This window comes from Mucisphaera sp. (genome assembly GCF_965279675.1).
In the GTDB taxonomy this organism is placed as follows: domain Bacteria; phylum Planctomycetota; class Phycisphaerae; order Phycisphaerales; family Phycisphaeraceae; genus Mucisphaera.
In genome coordinates this window covers 1,015,644-1,032,988 of record NZ_CBDIIJ010000002.1, presented here as the reverse complement: position 1 = coordinate 1,032,988, position 17,345 = coordinate 1,015,644, and the positions used below count along the sequence as shown (strand labels likewise).

Genomic DNA, 17,345 nt, shown 5'->3' with positions numbered 1-17,345 from the left:
GGCACGTCGCGTGCCCACAGAACCAGACCCTTTGCCGATACCCCAATGGGCCAGTTCCCCTAACTCACTCCCCCACAGGTGTTAACACCACCCGGATCGTCGTCCCGCCCGTCCGCTCCGTCCCCTCCCAGACCCCGCCCTCACGGCTCTCCAGCAGCAGAGTCCGCGGCCAGTCCACACCCGCCAGCACCGTCGGGCCATCCGGTGCCATCGTCTCCAACGCGTTCGGGTTCCGCAGAACAATCGTCATCGACGCCTCACCCGGCTCGATGCTCAGCCCGTCGCCACGCACCCGCAGCCGCCCGCTCTGCTCGTACAACTCGATCAGACCCAGCTGCGCAATCTGGCTCTCCGACAGGTCACGCCCGATCCGCTCCACCTCCAGCCGATACGACCCGCTCTGCTCCGCGATCTGCTCCGCGTTCAGACGCGCCCGCGTCCGCTCCCAGAACACCGTCGCCGCACGAACCTCCGTGATGCCCTCTGCCGCCGCTTCATCCGTGAGCTGCTCGCCCAGCGACACATCGCCACCGAACCGCTCGACCAAAGTCACCCAGGCCGCCTCCGCCACGTCCGGGTTCTCGCTCACCGTATAAGCCAGCAACGGCTCATCCGAGGTAAACGCCGCCGACCACGCCGCCCCATCAGGCAGCACCCCGGCATCGACACGCTCCACGAACCACCGCTGCAGATCGCCCCCGCCCCGTCCGCTCGATTCACCCGACAGCAGCATCACCGCCGCCGGCGCTTCCAGCCCCAGCGAGGCGTACCACCCCGACACCAGCACGCCTCGCCGCTCGGCAGGGAGCTCGTTCAGCACCGAGCCAAGCGACACGTCACTCGCCAGCAGCCGCTGGCCCGCCAGCGTCGCCGCCTCCCCGCGACCCAGGCCCGCCAGGATCAGCCGACCCCGACCGACCGCTTCCTCCCTCCCGGCCCGCTCGATGAACGCCACCGCCGCCCCGGGCGTCGGGTCCTCCGCCACCGCCAGCCGGATCACGCGATCCATCGCCGTCTCCGGATCCGTAGTCTGAGTCGCAGCGATACCTCCGCCGATACCGCCACCAAGCCCGCCCATCACGCCGACCGGCTGCCCCGCTCTTCCGCCCGACCGGTTCGATTCGCCGTTGGGCCGGTAGGCCCACAGCCCGGCCCACGCCTCGTCGCTAGGCGACACCGCCAGCCGCTCGATCAACGGATGCGTGACATCCTCCAGCACCAGCCGCTCGCGATCCTCCGGCCACGACGCCAGACCCGCAAACACCCGGTCAAGCAACACAGGATCGTCCGACAACAACAGGCCCCGCTCCAGCCAGCGCCGCGCCGCGGGACTCGTCGAAGACAACGCAATCACCTGCGAGACCACCGCCTCATCACGCATCGCGACCTCGACGATCGGCAGCCCATCGACCAGCGTCGTCCAGGCCGCCACCGGGTCGGTCTCATCATCACCACGCGTGCGCGCCTGACCCGACAACACCGGGTCCGCCTGCGCCGCCACGCGCTCAAGCACCTCTGTCGCCGGGATCTCACCGCTCCGGAGAATGTCCGCGATCGCCGTCGCCAGCCGTTCATCGCCCGCATCGCCACGCAGCAGACCGGTCATCGCGATCAGCCGGATGTCGGCCGCAGGGTCGTGCGACGCCTGCTCCAGCAGCCGCATCGACGCCGGGCCAATGACTTCCTTGTCAGCCAGCGCCTGCACGATGATCGCCCGTGTCGGTTCATCCGGACTATTTAAGAGCTGCTCAACCCCGCGCTGCATCATGACGTTGCTCTCGTCCAGATTCGCCAGCGCTCCCCGTTGAACCTCGGCCAGCGCAAAGACGCGCAGGCCAAGCGGATGCCCGCTCATCGCCAGCCGCGCCCCGAGGTTGCCATCCGCCGGCTCCTGCCCGCCACCGCCTCGACTCGCCCCAACACGGCTTCGCAGCTCGGCCAGGTCGGCGATGGTCAGCGTCCAGGTCGACGCCTCACCCCCGCCAAGCGGGTTGGTGAATTCAAGGGTGTCTTCCCGCTCACTCAGGCTGTAGACGGCCCAGACGCGCTCGGGCGTCGCCTCGAACGTCTCCGGCAGGTCCCGGACCTGCTTCCGCAGCTCGTTGTACTCGGCGTTCGCCGCCCGGAACGTCGCCAGCGCTTCCCGTTGCGCGTTCCGGTCCGTGTTGCCCCGGCTGCGGTCGGGCGGGGTCGGCCGCAGCTCACGCATTGCCGCCGGGTCGAGCTTGAGGATGTAAGGATTGCCCCCGGCTCCACCCGATCCGATGGCCGCGCCCACGATCACCCGATCCATGCCCCAGGTCACCCTGCCCGACGGATCAAGGGTGATCGACTTGGCCAGACGAGGGCTCTGGCTGGCTTCAGCGTCCGAAGCCCCGGCACCGGTCAGCCCGGCGTTGGTCGCGCCGAACCCGCCAGCCGGCCCGCCACCCAGGCCGCCCACGGCCCCGAGACCGCCAAGCCCGCCGATACCGCCCGCCTGCCGACCGGTGTCACTAACAGACCCGTCTTGAGATAAGTCAGCCGGCGGGATGTACCAGCCCAGGAACTGCGCGCTCCGCAGGCCCATTTCCGGCGTCCGCAGCTCGACCGGCTCGCCCGCAGGGTCGGTTCCCGCGGTGACCGTCAGCGGGATCATGACCTGCTGCCTGCCGGGCCGCGGCTCGAGTGACCAGACCGGGTCATCGATCGAAGGCTCGAGCACGCCGGGCGCTTCGAGCAACCCGCGCCAGTCGAGCGTGAGCACCGGTTCGGCGGTGCCTGTCTGGGCCGACGCCAGCGGGGCCGTGGCCAGAGCCAGCAGCCAGAGGCACGCGGCGGTGAGTGGATGATGCAATCGGCGGTTGCGTAGCCCGGTGCGGGGGGCCCCTGAGAAGCGATGGATCACGTCTAAACCTCTTGATGGCGTCACGCGGTCAACGCGTCGGCGTGGCGATTCGAGCTGAACTGCGACCCGGGCACACATCCGGGCCCATCTGTAGACATTCTGACGGATGACGGCGTTTCACGCACGTCGGGTTCGTCCTCCTGATCTACGCGAAAACTGACTCGGCCTATCTGCGATGGCCTGCACATCATTTGTGCATCACTCTCCAGAGTGCACAATAAGTAATCGTTCTGCCTTGGGGATTAGGGATGATCCCTGATTCACATTGGCTTTGTGAGCGAAAAAGTCGTTTCGCCTAGGTGCTTGTTTTTCAGGGATTAACGGCGTTTTGCGTGCACCTTGGCGGATTATTTTGTGGGTTGGGTGGTCGAGTGGTCCGGGATTCGCACTGTGTGAGGCGTCGTCGTGGCAAGAAGCCAAGACGGCGGCTCGATGAGGCGGCTTCGCCGGACGAGCCACTGAAATTGGACGCAGGCCACCCCCAGGGCGTTCCTGGGGGGCGATGAGCGGGCACCCTTGTCGGGTGCCCGCTTTTTTTCTCCCGGTCACCCGTGGCCGGCCCGCCATGTTGTCACCGCGGAGCGGGGCTGGATGCCTTGGGTGAGGCCTTTATGGCTGTCCGAGGCGTTAGGTGGAGGGTTCGTGGGGCTGCGAAAATAGGCTGTTTCAGGCCCATTCCGGCGAGTAATCGCGGAAAACGTCGGTATCCGGCCCTCTTTGCGGGGCATTAAACGCCTAGCTTCTAAGCGTTCTGAAAAAATAGCGATTGCAAACTAGGCATTCACTCAGTATGTTGCCTTGAGATTAGGACACTCTCGCGCTAGGACGGCGCATCTTTCGACCCCTTTTTGTAGGAGATCACGAATGTTGGAACGCATCAGGGGATGGCTGATCCCGCTCCTGGCCGTGACGCTGACGCTGGGTTTGACCCAGGGCGTCTGGGCTCAGGATGAAGCAGCGGCTGTCATGGAGGCTGCCTCCGAAGCGGCCGAGTCTGTTGATACGGCTGCTGTTGAGGCTGAGGTGGCGGCGTTGAATGCTGCCATACCGCCTGTGATCGCTGATGAGTACGAGTACGTGGTAGGCGAGGACGATGACGGCAATCCGGCACCCGTTCTCTTCAATCTCAACGATTTCAAGACCAACAACCTGTGGATCATGATCGCGGGCTGTCTGGTCTTCATCATGCACCTCGGGTTTGCGATGGTCGAGTCGGGCCTGACGCGTGCTAAGAACACGGTCAACATTCTCTTTAAAAATGTGATGATCGTGATGTTGGGCATCGTGGCTTACGGGGTCTGTGGCTGGATCGTTATGTATCCGAGCGACTGGCAGATTCCTGGCATCTTTGCCTTCGGTTTCGGTATCGGTGGCGAGGGCATCTATAGCTCGACGGACTATGCGGGCATCACGCCTGCTTACAACACGGGCTACACGGTCTGGACGGACTTCTTCTTCCAGGCGATGTTCGCGGCGACCTGCTGCACCATCATCTCGGGTGCGGTGGCCGGCCGTATCAAACTGCTGCCCTTCCTGATCTTCTGCCCGCTGTTCGTGGTCTTCGCCTACTGCGTGGTCGGCTCCTGGAAGTGGGGCGGTGGCTGGCTTGAGGAGGCGGGCTTTGCTGACTTCGCCGGCTCGACGCTGGTGCATGCTGTTGGTGGTGCCGGCGCTCTGGCTGGTGCGTTGATTCTGGGCCCGCGTTTGGGCAAGTACGCCAAGGACGGCACGGTTCAGCCGATTCCGGGTCACAGCATGCCGCTGGCGACCATCGGTGTCTTCCTGCTGTGGTTCGGCTGGTTCGGCTTCAACGGCGGCTCGGAGCTGACGGCTGATCCGGCGGGTGTGTCGTACGTGCTCGTGACCACGACCTTCGCTGCCTGTGGCGGTGGTATCGCTGCGGCGGCGATCACCTGGATCATCAATGGCAAGCCGGATCTGTCGATGACGCTTAACGGCATCCTCGCGGGTCTGGTGGGTGTCACCGCTGGGCCGGACGTGCCCTCGTGGATCGGTGCCCTGGTGATCTGCGGGATGATCCCCGGTGTGCTGGTTTACTTCTCCGTCGTCTTCTTCGACAAGCTCAAGATCGACGATCCCGTGGGTGCGATTTCCGTGCACGGCGTGTGCGGTATCTACGGCACGTGTGCCGTGGCGTTCTCGGGTGCGTTTGAAGGCAACTTCGGCAACCTCGGTGTGCAGGCGCTCGGTGCCTTCGCTGGTGTTGGCTTTGCCTTCGTGGTTGCTCTGATCTTCTTCGGCATCCTCAACGCGATCTTCGGTATGCGTGTGAGCGAGGCGGAAGAGATCGAGGGTCTGGACCTTGGTGAGCACGACATGTCGGCTTACCCGGACTTCCAGTTCACCTACATCAAGAGCTATCACGCCCGCGAAATCTAACCCCCCATCCCCCGCCCCCCCGCATTGGGTTGCTGGTTCGCTTTGGTGAGCTGGTGCCCGAGCGGGAGGTCAGGGAGGCTTGTTTGGAACCCGAATTCCTTTAGTGGGCTTGATGCCTGAGCATAAGAAGGCTTGCCCGCTTCGTGACAGGAGATGCAACGATGAAGATGATTGAATCAGTGATCAAGCCCTCGGCGTTGGGGGCGATCACGAAGAAACTTGCCGAGTTGGGCATTTACGGCGCGACCGCGTTGGAGTGCAAGGGCTTTGGCAAGCAGAAGGGCCACACCGAGCGTTACCGTGGTGGCCGGATGGATGTTGGTTTTGTGCCGAAGGTGATGTTGAAGGTCGCGGTGAAGGCCGAGGACCTTGAGAAGGCTGTGGAGGCGATCACGTCGTCGGCGCGCAGCGGCAACGTCGGTGACGGCAAGGTGTTTGTTTACGATCTGGACAAGGTGGTTCGTATCCGTACGGGTGAGACGGATCACGACGCTTTGTAGGACACGTCACTCCGGGAGAAGGGTGATGGGAGCGGGCCCGCAAGGGCTCGCTTTTTTTGTGCGCAAGGTCTGGGGGATCAGGCGATCTGTTCGGGGGTTGGGTTCATGGGTCGGGTCTTGATGGGCTGGGCGGGGTTGCCTGCGGCGATGGTGTTGGCGGGGACGTCTTTGGTGACGACGGCACGTGCGGCGATGACGGCGTTGTTGTGGATGGTAACGTTGGGTCCGATGAAGGCGTCGGCGGCGATCCAGACGCCTGACCCGATGGTGATGGGGGGCCGGAGGAGGGGGAGGTTGGGCTGGGTGTGGTCGTGGGTGCCGGCGCAGAGGTGGGTGTCCTGGGAGACGACGGTGTGGTCGCCGAGGGTGATGGGCCCGAGGTTGTAGACGCGGACGCGGTCGCCGAGGAGGGTGTGCTGTCCGAGGGTGAGGAGCCAGGGGTGGAAGACGCGGGTGGAGGGCCGGGTGCCGGAGGTGTCGGGGATGGTGGCGCCGAAGCGGCGGAGCCAGAAGCGTCGCCAGGCGTAGCATCTGGCGGGGCTGGGTCGGATCAGGAGGGTCTGGACGAGGTTCCAGAGGGTGCGGGCGAGATATTCGGACGTTGTGTAGGGGTATCCGGCGGCCTGATCGAGTCGCTGGAAGGGGGGCGGTTCGTTTTTGAGGTCGGAAGCGGTCATTGTTGGCTTCATCGGGTGACTGAGGCGGCCGAAGTTAGTTACGGGCGGGCGTGGTGGTTGTCGGGCTGGCGTATGATCTTGTGCGATTGTCGCGGCGGCCGGGGTGTTGTGTTGCAGAGGCCGCTACGAGTCGTACGACGAGGCATGGGTTCATGATCGATGTGATGATCATTACGTTCAATGAGGCGTTGAATCTGCCGCATTGCATTGGTTCGGTGCGTGGGTGGGCGAAGCGGGTGTTCGTGGTGGATTCGGGGTCGACGGACGGGACGGTGGACATTGCGCGGGATCTGGGGGCGGAGGTGGTTCATCACGACTGGGAGGGGTATGCGAAGCAGAAGAACTGGGGTCTGAACAATCTGCCGTTCGAGAGCGAGTGGGTGCTGATTCTGGATGCGGACGAGGTGATCACGGAGAAGCTTCGGGATCGGATGCTGGAGGTGACGCGTCCGCCTGTTGATCGTGTTCCGGAGAACGGTTTTTTCATCAACCGGGTGACGTATTTTCTGGATCGTCCGATCTGGCACTGCGGGTACTACCCGAGTTGGAACATGCGTCTGCTGAAGCGTGGTCGGGCGTTTTATGAGGATCGAGCGGTTCACGAGCACATGGTGGTGGCGGACCCGGTGGGGTACATCGACGAGCCGATGCTGCACAACGATCGGCGCGGGCTTGAGCACTTCATTGCGAAGCACAACCGGTATTCGACGCTTGAGGCGCAGCAGCTGTTTCATGAGTATGTGACGCATCAGGCGAAGGATGAGGCGAACCTGACGAAGGAGACGCGTCGTCGTCGCTGGCTGAAGCGGAACATCATGCACCGGATGCCTTTTCCGTGGCTGTGGCGTTTCATCTACATGTATTTTTTCCGGCTGGGGTTTCTGGATGGTCGGGCGGGGTTTGATTTCTGCAAGCTGATCGCGACGTATGACGGGATGGTGGCGCTGAAGTTCCGTTACATCATGACGCAGGCGAAGCAGGCGGGTTTCGATCCGTCGCATGTGGTGGCGGAGGAGGTGGGGAGTACGCTGGCGGTGCCGGAGGGGGACACGCTGACGGCGCCGCCGACGATGCTGTTACCGGGCGAGGACCCGGACCCGGTGGAGGGGACGATTCGTCAGCTGCCGCCTGACCCGAGTCAGGATGGCTCGCATCGCGGTCCGGCGATACAGACGCAGCCGGAGTCAAGTCCGTGGTCGTTCCGTGAGAAGCTGGCGCGTGCGGTGTGGATGGTGATCGGCAAGCCGATCTTCCGGATGACGTTCCACAACTGGTACGGGTTGCGGTCGATGATCCTGCGGATCTTTGGGGCGAAGATCGGCAAGGATGTGGCGATCCGGCCTTCGGTGAACATCGAGGTGCCGTGGATGCTGGAGATCGAGGATGACGCGACGGTGGGGGACTACGCGATTCTTTACAGCCTGGGTCGGATCCGGATCGGCAAGCGATCGATCGTGAGTCAGTATGCGCACCTGTGCGCGGGGACGCACGACTACACGGACCGGACATTCCGTTTGCTGCGGACGCCTATTTACATACGTGATGATGTGTGGGTTGGAGCGGATGCGTACATCGGCCCGGGGGTAACGATCGGGCGTTTGAGTGTGGTGGGGGCGCGCTCGAGTGTTTACAAGGACATGCCCGAGCAGAGCGTGTGCGTGGGGAACCCGGCGCGGCCGATCAAGGAGCGTGACCTGCAGTAGGGGCGGGGCTTAGAGGGTTTCGATGAGCTGGGCGAGTTTTTCGCCTGAGTCGGACCAGCGGTAGGCGTGGATGCGCTGTTTGCCGTTGGCGATGAGTCGCTTGGCGGTTTCGGGCACGGTGAGGATCTCTTCGAGGGCGTCGGCGAGGGCGGTGGTGGAGTCGGGGTCTGCGTGGAGGGCGGCGTCGGCGGTGACTTCGGGCAGGGCGCAGCAGTCGGCGACGACGACGGGTACGGCGTGGGCCATGGCTTCGATGGCGGGGATGCCGAAGCTCTCGCACTGGCTGTGGAGGGCGAAGGCTTTGGCGCGTTGGTAGGCCCAGGTCACGCGTTCGGCGGCGGCGCGACCTTCGACGAGGACGCGATCGGTGAGGCCGTGGGAGGCGGCGCGGTCGTTGAGGGCCTGGAGGTCGGCGGGGCTGCCGGCGCCGATGATGCGGTAGCTGGTCGTCTGGTTGCCGCGACGGGTGAGTTCGGCGAGGGCGTCGATGACGCGCCACTGTTGTTTGTAGGGTGAGACGTTGCTGACTGTGAGGATCTCGTCGGCGCGCTCGGTGTTGGTTTGGTTGTCAGCCAGTTGGTAGAAGCTGTCGGGCAGGCCATTGGAGAGCACGGAGCAGCGGGTGGCGATCTGGTCGGCGGGGAGTCGGTGGTGTCGGGTGAGGGTGTCGAGGAGGTACTGACTGGTGAAGGTGAGGCGGTCGGCTTTATAGAGGGCTTTGCGGTGGCGTCGTCGTTTGAGGAAGGCGATGAGGCGGTGTTTGAGGCTGAACCATGCCTGGGGTCGGTAGGGCCAGGGGTCCTGGTGGTGGCAGATGACGGGGAGGTCGAGGTGGATGGGGGGGAGCATGCCGTTGAGTTGGAGGAGGGCGGTGGCGTGGATGTCGTTGCAGCGTTTGGGGAGTTTGAGGGTTTCGTAGGCGTCGCGGGCGCGTCGGTTGCGGGTGTTGGCGTCGGCCCAGATGAGGGAGGCGTTGAGGGGCCAGACGAGGTCGCGGGCTTCTTCGTGGAGGGGGTGGTTCTGGGTGAGGAGGAGGCGGATGGTCCAGCGTGGGCGGGCTTGTGCCAGGGCGCGGGTGAGTTCGACGCCAACGGTGAGGCCGCCGCCGCCGCCGATGGAGAGTCCGTTGATCAGGATGGTGGGGTTATCTGGCATGGGTATGGAGGAGGTATCGGCTGACCGATGGATAAGGTAGCGTGCGGATGTGTTGGTTGAAGTAAGGAGACGGGTCGTCAAGTCGTCAGGTTCCCTACGTGTGGTGATTCAGCAGCCGGCGTTGCCTGCTTATCGGATCCCGGTGTTTCGGGAGCTGGCTCGTCGTGAGGGGTTGGAGGTGCTGGTTCGGTATGGGCATGATCCGGCGCTGCCGAACGTGGAGGCGGATGGGTTTGCGGCGGAGCCGAGCGAGACGCGGTCGTTTGGGGTGGGGTCGCGAGAGGTGTTGTGGGATGGGTCTCAGCTTCGGTATGCGACGAAGCGGCGGGCGGATGTGCTGGTGTTGACCTGGAATGCGCACTACGCGTCGCTGCCTATGGCGCTGTTGCGAGCGCGGCTGTCGGGGGTGGGGACGGTGTTGTGGGGGCATGGGTATTCGAAGGCGGAGGCGGGTTGGCGAGCGGGCGTGCGGCGGTGGCTGGGGCGCCGGGCGGATGCGCTGCTTTTCTATAGCGCTTCGGTGGCGGAGCGTTATGCGGCGGTGGGGTTTGATGCGGGCCGGTTGTTTACGGCGGCGAATGCGTTGGATCAGTCGCCCATGCAGGCGGCGCGGGCTGCGTGGGCGGGTCGGGAGGAGGAGTTGAAGCGTTTTCGGGCGGAGCGCGGTTTGGGGGATGGGTCGGTGGCGTTGTTTGTATCCCGGTTTGCGCCGGCGAACCGGGAGGATTTGTTGATTGAGGCGGCGGCGGTGTTGAAGGATCGGCTGCCAGGGTTTCGGGTGGTGCTGATCGGGAAGGGTGAGACAGCGGGCGAGTTGCGGGCGTTGGCGGAGCGGCTGGGGGTGGCGGATCGGGTGATCATGCCCGGGGCGATCTACGGGGAAGCCAATCTCGCGCCGTGGTTTTTATGTAGCGATGTGTTTGTGTATCCGGCGAATGTCGGTCTGAGTCTGATCCATGCGATGGGGTACGGGTTGCCGGTGGTGGTGGGGGACGATCTGGCGTCTCACAATCCGGAGATCGATGCGCTGCGGCCGGGTGAGAATGGGGCGGTGTTTCGTGATGGGGATGCGGGTTCGCTGGCCGGGGTGCTGGCGGGGCTGTTTGCTGATCGGGAGAAGCTGGCGTCGATGCGCATGGAGGCGGAGCGGACGGTGACGGAGCGGTTCACGCTAGCGCGGATGGTGGATGGTTTTGAGGCGGCGATTCGCAGGGCTTCGAGGCGTTAATCGGCTTTGGGGTTGAGGAGTCGGTCGCCGTTTTCGGCCATGACGGCGATGGTTTCGCGCCACCAGGGTGCGGTGGGGTCCCAGTTGAGTCGTTTTTTGTCGGCGTCCATCCATCCGCCCCAGATGACGATGCCGTCGGCGTGTTCGAGGCAGGTTTCGAGTTGGCGTCGCCAGAAGTCGGGATCGATGAACTGCCAGGCGAGTTCTTTGTTGCCCTCGTGGTACTGGGGCCAGAGGAAGGCGTAGACGGGGAGGCCGTACTGGCGGGCTTCGCTGAGGTTGGCTTTGGCGAACTCGACCCACTGGTCGGGGGTGTTGTAGAAGGTGTAGAGGGAGGGGTAGATGACGTCGAGGTTTTCGACCATGGGTGCGAGGGCGTCGTTTTCGTCGAGCCACTGCTGGTATTGGTCGGCGCGTTCGGGTCGGACGGCTCGCCAGTAGTCGCGGATGGGTGGGACGCCGTAGTAGCCGAAGGTGAGGTCGGGTCGGATTTCGCGGACCCAGTGGGTGACGAGGTTGTATTTCCGGAGGGTGTCGTTGACGACTTCGGGCTGGCCTTTGACGGGCCAGTGTTCGATGTCCATGAAGATAAGTTCGCCGCGGGGGATGTGTGCGAGGGCGGCGACGAGTCTTGCTCGGATGGGTTCGTCGTGGTTGTCTTCGGGCATCCAGAGGCGTTTGTGGGTGCGGAGTCTGGGCATGCCGTAGAGTTGTTCGAGGTCGGGTTTTTTGAGGTAGAGGGTGGCGTCGAAGACGGGGAAGGCGGGTCCGGAGACGAGGGTTCGTCCGAACGTGCCAGTGGTGGGTGCGGGGCTCTGTGCGTCGCGGGCTGGTTGTGCGGGTGCCATGCCGACGAGCGAGAGGGTGAGGATGGCGGTGATGAGCGTGGCCCAGCTAAGGAGTGGGAGGCTCAACAAGAGTCTGCGTTGGATCATGCGGGTTGGGCTCTTGGCGTGTTGGGGGCTGGCTGGTCGGGGATGGGTTGAGGGGCGTGCTGGGGATGGTGGAGCAGGGCGCGGACTTCGCGGTCCATGGTTCCGACCAGGATGAAGAAGAGGGGCACGGCGAAGGAGCCGAGCAGGGAGCCTTGTTTGAGGGTGAGGAGGGAGACGAAGACGCAGAGGGCTCCGAGGGTGGCGATGAGGCTTCGGGCTTCGGGGTAGGGCTTGACGGCTCTGAAGATGCGGAAGAAGGCGATGGCGGTGAGGGTGTAGGCGGTGAAGTAGATGGCGAAGCCGAAGAGGCCGAGTTCGCCGAGGACCTCGCCTGGCACGAAGTGGGGGTAGGTGCCGAGGAGGTCGTCGGTGTAGGAGGCGGAGCTTCCGAGTCCGAGGAACCAGTAGAGGGGTCCTGCGCTGGCCCAGGCTCCGAGGAGGATGCCTGTGGTGCCGATGCGTGAATCGGAGTAGTTCTCGATCATGTTCTGGAAGTCGAAGCGTTCGGTGGCGAAGGTCTGGAGGAGGACCACGGCGGTTCCGGCGACGATGGCGGTGGCGAAGACGGCGCCGATGAAGGTGCCGAGTGAGCGGATGGGGTAGGCGAAGGGGATGAAGAGGATGATGACGCCGAGGGCTGCGAAGAACTGTCCTCGTGATTCGGAGGCGATGATGAGTGCGAAGCCAAAGATGACGAGTAGCCATTGGCTGGAGCGGAGCCAGTTGGGGAGGCTGTCGACGCGTAGGAGGGCGCAGATGATGGCGACGTAGCCGCCGACGGAGGCGACTTCGAGCGGGTTGCCAGTGTCGCGGACCATGAGGTTGGCGGCGCCTTCGACGGCGAGGCGTACGCCTCTTCTGCTCCAGTTGGGGTTGAGCAGGAGGGTGACGAGGAGGAATCCGCCAAGGAGGACGGTCATGAGGAGTGCGTCGCGGATGGCTTTGGTGTCGCTGGCGACGAGGGGGGCGAGGAGTCCGAAGGCGGAGAGGTAGACGGCGGCGCTTCGGAGTTGTGCGATGGTTTCGCCTCGGTCGATGGACCAGACGGCGGAGATGATGCAGTAGACGTAGAGGGCGACCATGGTCCAGCCTGCGGCTCCGAGGCTGGGGAAGCGCATCTGTCGTTTGATGAGTGTGGCGGCGTAGGCCATGACGACGATGAGGCCGGTCATGTAGTTGGTGAGCTGGAAGTAGGAGACGAAGAGGCCGCTGCCGGCCTGAGCCCACTGTTCGAAGACGAAGCTGCAGAGGACGAGGCCGACGGCGAAGCCAGGTCGAGCCCAGACGGCGATGCTGAGCGTCATGGAGATCAGCATGAAGATGAGGATGGTCAGCGCTGAGATAGCCGGTCTCCTGCTCGTGGTTCTGGCCCGTTGGGTGGGCCTGTTTCTTGATGTCGGCTCGCTGGCTGTTGGGGGTCCATGCTATCTCAGAGTGGGTGGGGCTTGCGCCCTATAGGTCTGGCGGAGGGTCCCGATAAAGGTGTGTCTTGCTTGTGCTCGTGCGGTTCGGGGAGCCGATGATGGGTGGGTGCCCGGGGTATGTTCTGTGCCGAGGTTGTCTGCCATCTGTGTTGGGCGGGCCTGATCGATGGTGGTTTTCTCAGTTGTAAGTTGAGTGTTTGATGCGTGTTCTGATTCTCAATCAGCCTTTTCACCCGGATGTGGCGGCGACGGCGCAGCACGCGCACGATCTGGGGCGTTACCTGGTGGCGCAGGGCCACGAGGTGGAGGTGGTGGCGTCGCGGTCGATCTACGGTCAGACGGGGGCGTCGCTGGCTCGGTTTGAGGTGGTGGATGGGATCCGTGTTCATCGGGTGGGGGTGTCGTTGTTCGGGAAGCGTGGGATTGCGGCGCGTCTGGCGGATTTTCTGCTGTTTTACGTGCTGGCGGGCTTCAGGGTTTTGACGCTTGAGCGGGCGGATGTGGTGGTGACGCTGACGACGCCGCCTTTTATCGGACTCTTGGGAGCGATGCTGCGGCTGCTGCGTGGGAGTCGGTGGGTTTACTGGGGGATGGACCTGTACCCGGATGTGCCGGTGGCTTTGGGGGTGATGAAGCCGGATGGCTGGCTGACGCTTGGGTTTGAGGCGCTGAATCGGTGGTGTTTGCGGCGTTGTGATCGGGTGGTGGCGTTGGGGCGTTGCATGAAGGGGCTGATCGAGTCGAAGGGGGTGCCGGGTGAGCGTGTGAACTGGATCGGGGTGTGGGCGGCGAATCCGGCGGAGGCGACAGAGCCGGAGGCGAGCGGGTATCGGGCGGAATGGGGGCTATCGGGGAAGTTTGTGGTGATGTACTCGGGGAATCTGGGGCTGGCGCACGATGCGGAGACGCTGGTGGCGGCGGCGGAGCGGCTGGCGGATCGGGACGATCTGCGTTTTGTTTTTGTGGGTAGCGGGAAGCGGATGGCGGAGGTTTCGGATCGGGTGGCGGCGTTGCCGAACGGGGCGGTTTATGGGTATCAGCCGCGTGAGCGTTTGGGTGAGCTGCTGGCGGCGGCGGATGTGCATCTGATCAGTCAGCTGCCGGCGTTTACGGGGGTGGTGGTGCCGTCGAAGCTGTACGGGATCATGGCGGCGGGTCGGGCGTCGGTGTTCGTGGGCCCGGAGGAGGCGGAGGTGGCGATGGAGCTGAAGGCATCGGGGTGTGGCGAGACGCTGGCGGTGGGCGATGTGGATGGGCTGGTGCGGGTGATTGAGGGGTTGGCGGCGGATCGGGATCGGTGTCGTGCTTTGGGTGAGAAGGCTTTTGCGGCGAGCAGGGCGAAGCATGAGGCGGCGCATCGCTGTGCGGCGTGGGAGCGGGTGCTTCTGGAGGTGGTTCAGACGGGTCGTGGTCTGGATCGGAAGCGGTGATGGGGCCGGGTGCGCTGGGGTCATCGCATGGGCTGCGTGTGGGGCGGTCGCCTTTTGAGCGGTCGCTGGATCGGTGGGCGCGCTGGCTGCTGGCGGTTTACTGGCCGTCGTTGTTTGTGGCGACGCATTGGCCTGGTCTGACGCTGCCTGAGGGGTCGCCGGTTCTGCAGACAGACAAGCTGGTGCACGTGGTGGTGTTTGGGGTGTTGGCGTGGCTGGCGCTGAGGAGTCATTTGTTGACGCGTTGGCTGGGCGAGCATGGCGGGGCGCTGGCGACGACGGCGGTGGTGCTGGTGTATGCGGTTGTGGATGAGTACACGCAGCAGTTTGTGAATCGGTATACGGGGGTTGAGGACGCGGTGGCCAACGCGATCGGGGTGCTGGGGGCTTATCTGGTGAGTAGGCCGCGGCATACGATTGCGTGTCGTGATGCTTTGGCGGTGGTGATGCGTTGGGTGCTGGTGGTGCTGACGCCCGGGTTGGTGGTTTTGTTTCTGCGGCCTGAGGCGAACGAGTATCTGATTCGGCTGGCGTCGTGGGTGGGGCTGGGGCGTCATGGGGCTGACAAGCCGGGGCATCTGTATGTGGCTCTGTTGTGGACGGCGATGCTGGCGATGGCGATGCCTGCGGGTTTGAGGCGGCCGCGTTGGGGTGTGCTGGTGACGGTGGTGGTGATGTCGGGGTCGGCGCCGCTGATTGAGTGGTCGCAGCGCGGGACGGGTCGCGGGGTGGAGGTGGCGGATGTGTACTGGCATCAGCTGGGTGTGTTGACGGCGTTGGTGCTGTGGGTGTTGTTGTCGGGGGCGCGTCCGGTGTTGAGGCGTGTGGGGATCGGGGAGCGTGTGCATGAGCGGTGAGTCGACGACGGCAGCAGGGTCTGGGGGGGTGGGACGGGCGACGCTGGTGGTGAGCGGGTTGACGCTGATGTCTCGGTTGACGGGCTTGGTTCGTGATGCGGTGCTGGCGGCGACGCTGGGGTTGTCGGTTTGGGCGGATATTTTCTTTCTGGCGTTTCTGGTACCGAATCTGTTTCGGCGGCTGTTTGGTGAGGGGGCGTTGAGTTCGGCATTTATCCCGGCTTACTCTCGGGTTCGTGAGCGGGCGGGCGAGGCGAAGCGGTTTGCGGGGGCGGTGCTGATGTGGACGGCGGGGGTGACGGCGGTGTTGGTGTTGGTGGGGTGGTTGGTGTTGTGGGGGTTGTCGGTGGTGTTTGTGGGGAGTGAGCGGGCGCAGGCGACGCTTTGGCTGGCGGGTTGGATGCTGCCTTACATGCCGCTGGTTTGTCTGGTAGCGCTGCTGGGGGGGTTGCTGCAGGTGCATGGGGTGTTTGCGCCGGCGGCGGCGGTGCCGATGGTGCTGAACGCGGGGTTGATTACGGCGGCGGTGTTGGCGGGTGGTTCGGGTGAGCCGTCGGAGGTGGCGTTTGCGTTGTCGCTGGGTGTGTTGGGGGCTGGGGTGTTGCAGCTGGCTTGGGTGGGTTTGTCTGTATCAAGGCGCGGGCTGCTGGAGCGGGGTGGGGCTGAGGATCTGGGTGAGGTGAAGGCGATGGCGGTGCGGATGCTGCCGATGGCGGTGGGATTGGGTGTGTTTCAGGTGAATGCGCTGATGGATCATCTGATTGCGTTTGTGTTGTCGCCTGGCTCGGCGGAGGCGGCGGTGATCTCGTGGCTGCCGGGCGAGCCGGGGTATCCGATTGAATCGGGGTCGGTGGCTGCGTTGCAGTGGTCGCAGCGGCTGTATCAGTTCCCGCTGGGTGTGTTTGGGATCGCGGTGGCGACGGCGGCGTTTCCGTTGCTGGCGAAGGTGGCTGGTGATCGGCTTCGGTTTGCAGCGGCGCTTCGGCAGGGGTTGGGGTTGTCGTTGACGCTGACGTTGCCGGCGAGTGTGGGCTTGATGCTGGTTTGTGAGCCGTTGGTGGGGTTGATCTACGAGCGTGGGGCGTTTGGTGAGCAGGCGACGGAGCGGGTGGCGGCGTTGTTGCTGGCTTATGGGAGTGCGGTGTGGGCGTATTCGATGACGCATGTGCTGACGCGTGGGTGTTACGCGCTGGATCGGCCGAGTGCGCCGCTTCGGGTGATGGCGTGGACGGTGCCTTTGAATCTGGTGTTGAATCTGACGCTGGTGTGGCCGCTGGGGGCGGAGGGGTTGGCTTGGTCGACGGCGATAGCGGCGATGGTGCAGGTTTGGGGTTTGATGTGGGTTCTGCGGGAGCGCTTGGATGCGGGGTTGCTGCGGGAGGCTGGCTTGACGGTGCTGGCTACGGTGGTGATGGGGTTATGTGTCTGGCTGGTTGATCGGCAGCTGGTCGCGCAGGGAGACGCTGTCCGCGTGGTGGTGGCGGTGGTGGTGGGGATGGGGGTTTATGGGTTGGTGGCCTGGCCGCTGGGGTTGTTGGGCTTGTTGCGGCGGGTTACTTGAGCTCGAAGTTTTTCTGGGTGGTGAGTTCGATGCCGGATTCGGCGTCGGTCACGGTGAGGGTGGCGGTGGCGTGGGTGGCCTGAGCCGGATCGAGGGGGAGTTCGAAGGTGTAGTGGTGTCCGGTGAAGCCGGAGCGGTAGGCGGCGTCGAATTCGTTGGGGTTGTAGTCGCGGCTGGCGAGGAAGCGTGGGTTGTCGCCTGGCGTGGCGGCGGTGACGGTGAGGGAGGCTTTGCCGGAGATGGCGCGGAAGCGTCCGCGGTCGTCGCGGGGTGAGGCGTAGAGGCGGAGGGTGTCTGGGTTGCCGTCGGCGTTGGTATCGATGGGGCCGGAGAGTCTGCCGAGGGTGATCTCGGTGAGGACGGGGGTGGTGGCGTTGTCGACGGCGGAGGTGCGGCCGAGTTGCTGGCGGAGGGCGGCGGCTTCGGCCTCGGTCTGGCGGAGTTGTTCGGTGAGTCGGGCGATGGTGTCCTGGTTTTCGGCGCGTTCTCGGCGGAGGTTATTGTTCTCCTGGCTGCCAGCGCAGCCGGTGCCTAGTAGCACGGCCGTGAGGAGGAGTGCGGTGGTTCGGGCTGGCAGCAAGGTTGGCC

The 17,345-nt window shown here is 64.4% G+C and carries 13 protein-coding genes; 7 read left to right on the top strand and 6 right to left on the bottom strand.

Annotated elements, in window-relative coordinates:
• Positions 1–64 precede the first annotated feature (64 nt).
• Positions 65–2,887 carry a hypothetical protein gene (locus tag ACQZAB_RS04585; RefSeq protein WP_428387488.1) on the bottom strand — a complete coding sequence of 941 codons (2,823 nt, stop codon included), beginning with the start codon at positions 2,885–2,887 and terminating at the stop codon, positions 65–67.
• An 864-nt stretch (positions 2,888–3,751) separates the two neighbouring features.
• On the opposite strand from ACQZAB_RS04585, the gene ACQZAB_RS04580 reads away from it, so the two are divergent.
• Positions 3,752–5,287 (top strand): ammonium transporter, encoded by a 1,536-nt coding sequence (locus ACQZAB_RS04580; RefSeq protein WP_428387486.1) that lies wholly within the window; start codon positions 3,752–3,754, stop codon positions 5,285–5,287.
• Positions 5,288–5,448: 161 nt separating this feature from the next.
• A complete protein-coding gene (locus ACQZAB_RS04575; RefSeq protein ID WP_428387484.1) occupies positions 5,449–5,787 on the top strand; it encodes a P-II family nitrogen regulator in 339 nt (112 codons plus the stop codon).
• 77 nt (positions 5,788–5,864) lie between these two features.
• Here the strand turns inward: ACQZAB_RS04575 and ACQZAB_RS04570 are convergent, their stop codons facing one another.
• Positions 5,865–6,464: a putative colanic acid biosynthesis acetyltransferase gene (locus ACQZAB_RS04570; RefSeq protein WP_428387482.1), complete on the bottom strand. Its 600-nt coding sequence runs from the start codon at positions 6,462–6,464 to the stop codon at positions 5,865–5,867.
• 152 nt (positions 6,465–6,616) lie between these two features.
• Here ACQZAB_RS04570 and ACQZAB_RS04565 point away from each other — a divergent pair, with 152 nt between their 5' ends.
• Positions 6,617–8,167, top strand: a complete 1,551-nt coding sequence (locus tag ACQZAB_RS04565; RefSeq protein ID WP_428387481.1) for a WcaF family extracellular polysaccharide biosynthesis acetyltransferase — start codon at positions 6,617–6,619, stop codon at positions 8,165–8,167.
• 9 nt (positions 8,168–8,176) lie between these two features.
• Here ACQZAB_RS04565 and ACQZAB_RS04560 read toward each other — a convergent pair whose 3' ends face one another.
• Entirely contained in the window at positions 8,177–9,403 is a 1,227-nt protein-coding gene (locus ACQZAB_RS04560; protein WP_428387479.1) for a glycosyltransferase, read from the bottom strand.
• 19 nt (positions 9,404–9,422) lie between these two features.
• Between ACQZAB_RS04560 and ACQZAB_RS04555 the strand changes: the two genes are divergently transcribed.
• Positions 9,423–10,550, top strand: a complete 1,128-nt coding sequence (locus tag ACQZAB_RS04555) for a glycosyltransferase family 4 protein (protein WP_428387477.1) — start codon at positions 9,423–9,425, stop codon at positions 10,548–10,550.
• On the opposite strand, the gene ACQZAB_RS04550 is transcribed toward ACQZAB_RS04555, so the two are convergent.
• Both ACQZAB_RS04550 and ACQZAB_RS04545 read right to left on the bottom strand, forming a co-directional pair.
• On the bottom strand, positions 10,547–11,485 hold the full coding sequence (locus tag ACQZAB_RS04550) for a hypothetical protein (RefSeq protein WP_428387475.1): 939 nt from the start codon (positions 11,483–11,485) through the stop codon (positions 10,547–10,549). The two genes, ACQZAB_RS04555 and ACQZAB_RS04550, sit on opposite strands and share 4 nt — an antisense overlap.
• A complete protein-coding gene (locus tag ACQZAB_RS04545; protein ID WP_428387474.1) occupies positions 11,482–12,801 on the bottom strand; it encodes an O-antigen ligase family protein in 1,320 nt (439 codons plus the stop codon). The genes ACQZAB_RS04550 and ACQZAB_RS04545 overlap by 4 nt, the downstream gene beginning before the upstream one ends.
• 308 nt (positions 12,802–13,109) lie before the next feature.
• Between ACQZAB_RS04545 and ACQZAB_RS04540 the strand changes: the two genes are divergently transcribed.
• Genes ACQZAB_RS04540 through murJ form a run of 3 tightly spaced genes read left to right on the top strand, consistent with a single transcriptional unit; the run spans position 13,110 to position 16,757 of the window.
• On the top strand, positions 13,110–14,339 hold the full coding sequence (locus ACQZAB_RS04540) for a glycosyltransferase family 4 protein (protein ID WP_428387472.1): 1,230 nt from the start codon (positions 13,110–13,112) through the stop codon (positions 14,337–14,339).
• Positions 14,339–15,196, top strand: a complete 858-nt coding sequence (locus ACQZAB_RS04535) for a VanZ family protein (RefSeq protein ID WP_428390137.1) — start codon at positions 14,339–14,341, stop codon at positions 15,194–15,196. Before ACQZAB_RS04540 ends, ACQZAB_RS04535 begins: the two co-directional genes overlap by 1 nt.
• Complete coding sequence (gene murJ, locus ACQZAB_RS04530) at positions 15,186–16,757, top strand: murein biosynthesis integral membrane protein MurJ (RefSeq protein ID WP_428387470.1); 1,572 nt, start codon at positions 15,186–15,188, stop codon at positions 16,755–16,757. The genes ACQZAB_RS04535 and murJ overlap by 11 nt, the downstream gene beginning before the upstream one ends.
• On the opposite strand, the gene ACQZAB_RS04525 is transcribed toward murJ, so the two are convergent.
• Positions 16,750–17,337 (bottom strand): hypothetical protein, encoded by a 588-nt coding sequence (locus tag ACQZAB_RS04525; RefSeq protein WP_428387469.1) that lies wholly within the window; start codon positions 17,335–17,337, stop codon positions 16,750–16,752. The genes murJ and ACQZAB_RS04525 overlap by 8 nt on opposite strands.
• Positions 17,338–17,345 lie beyond the last annotated feature (8 nt).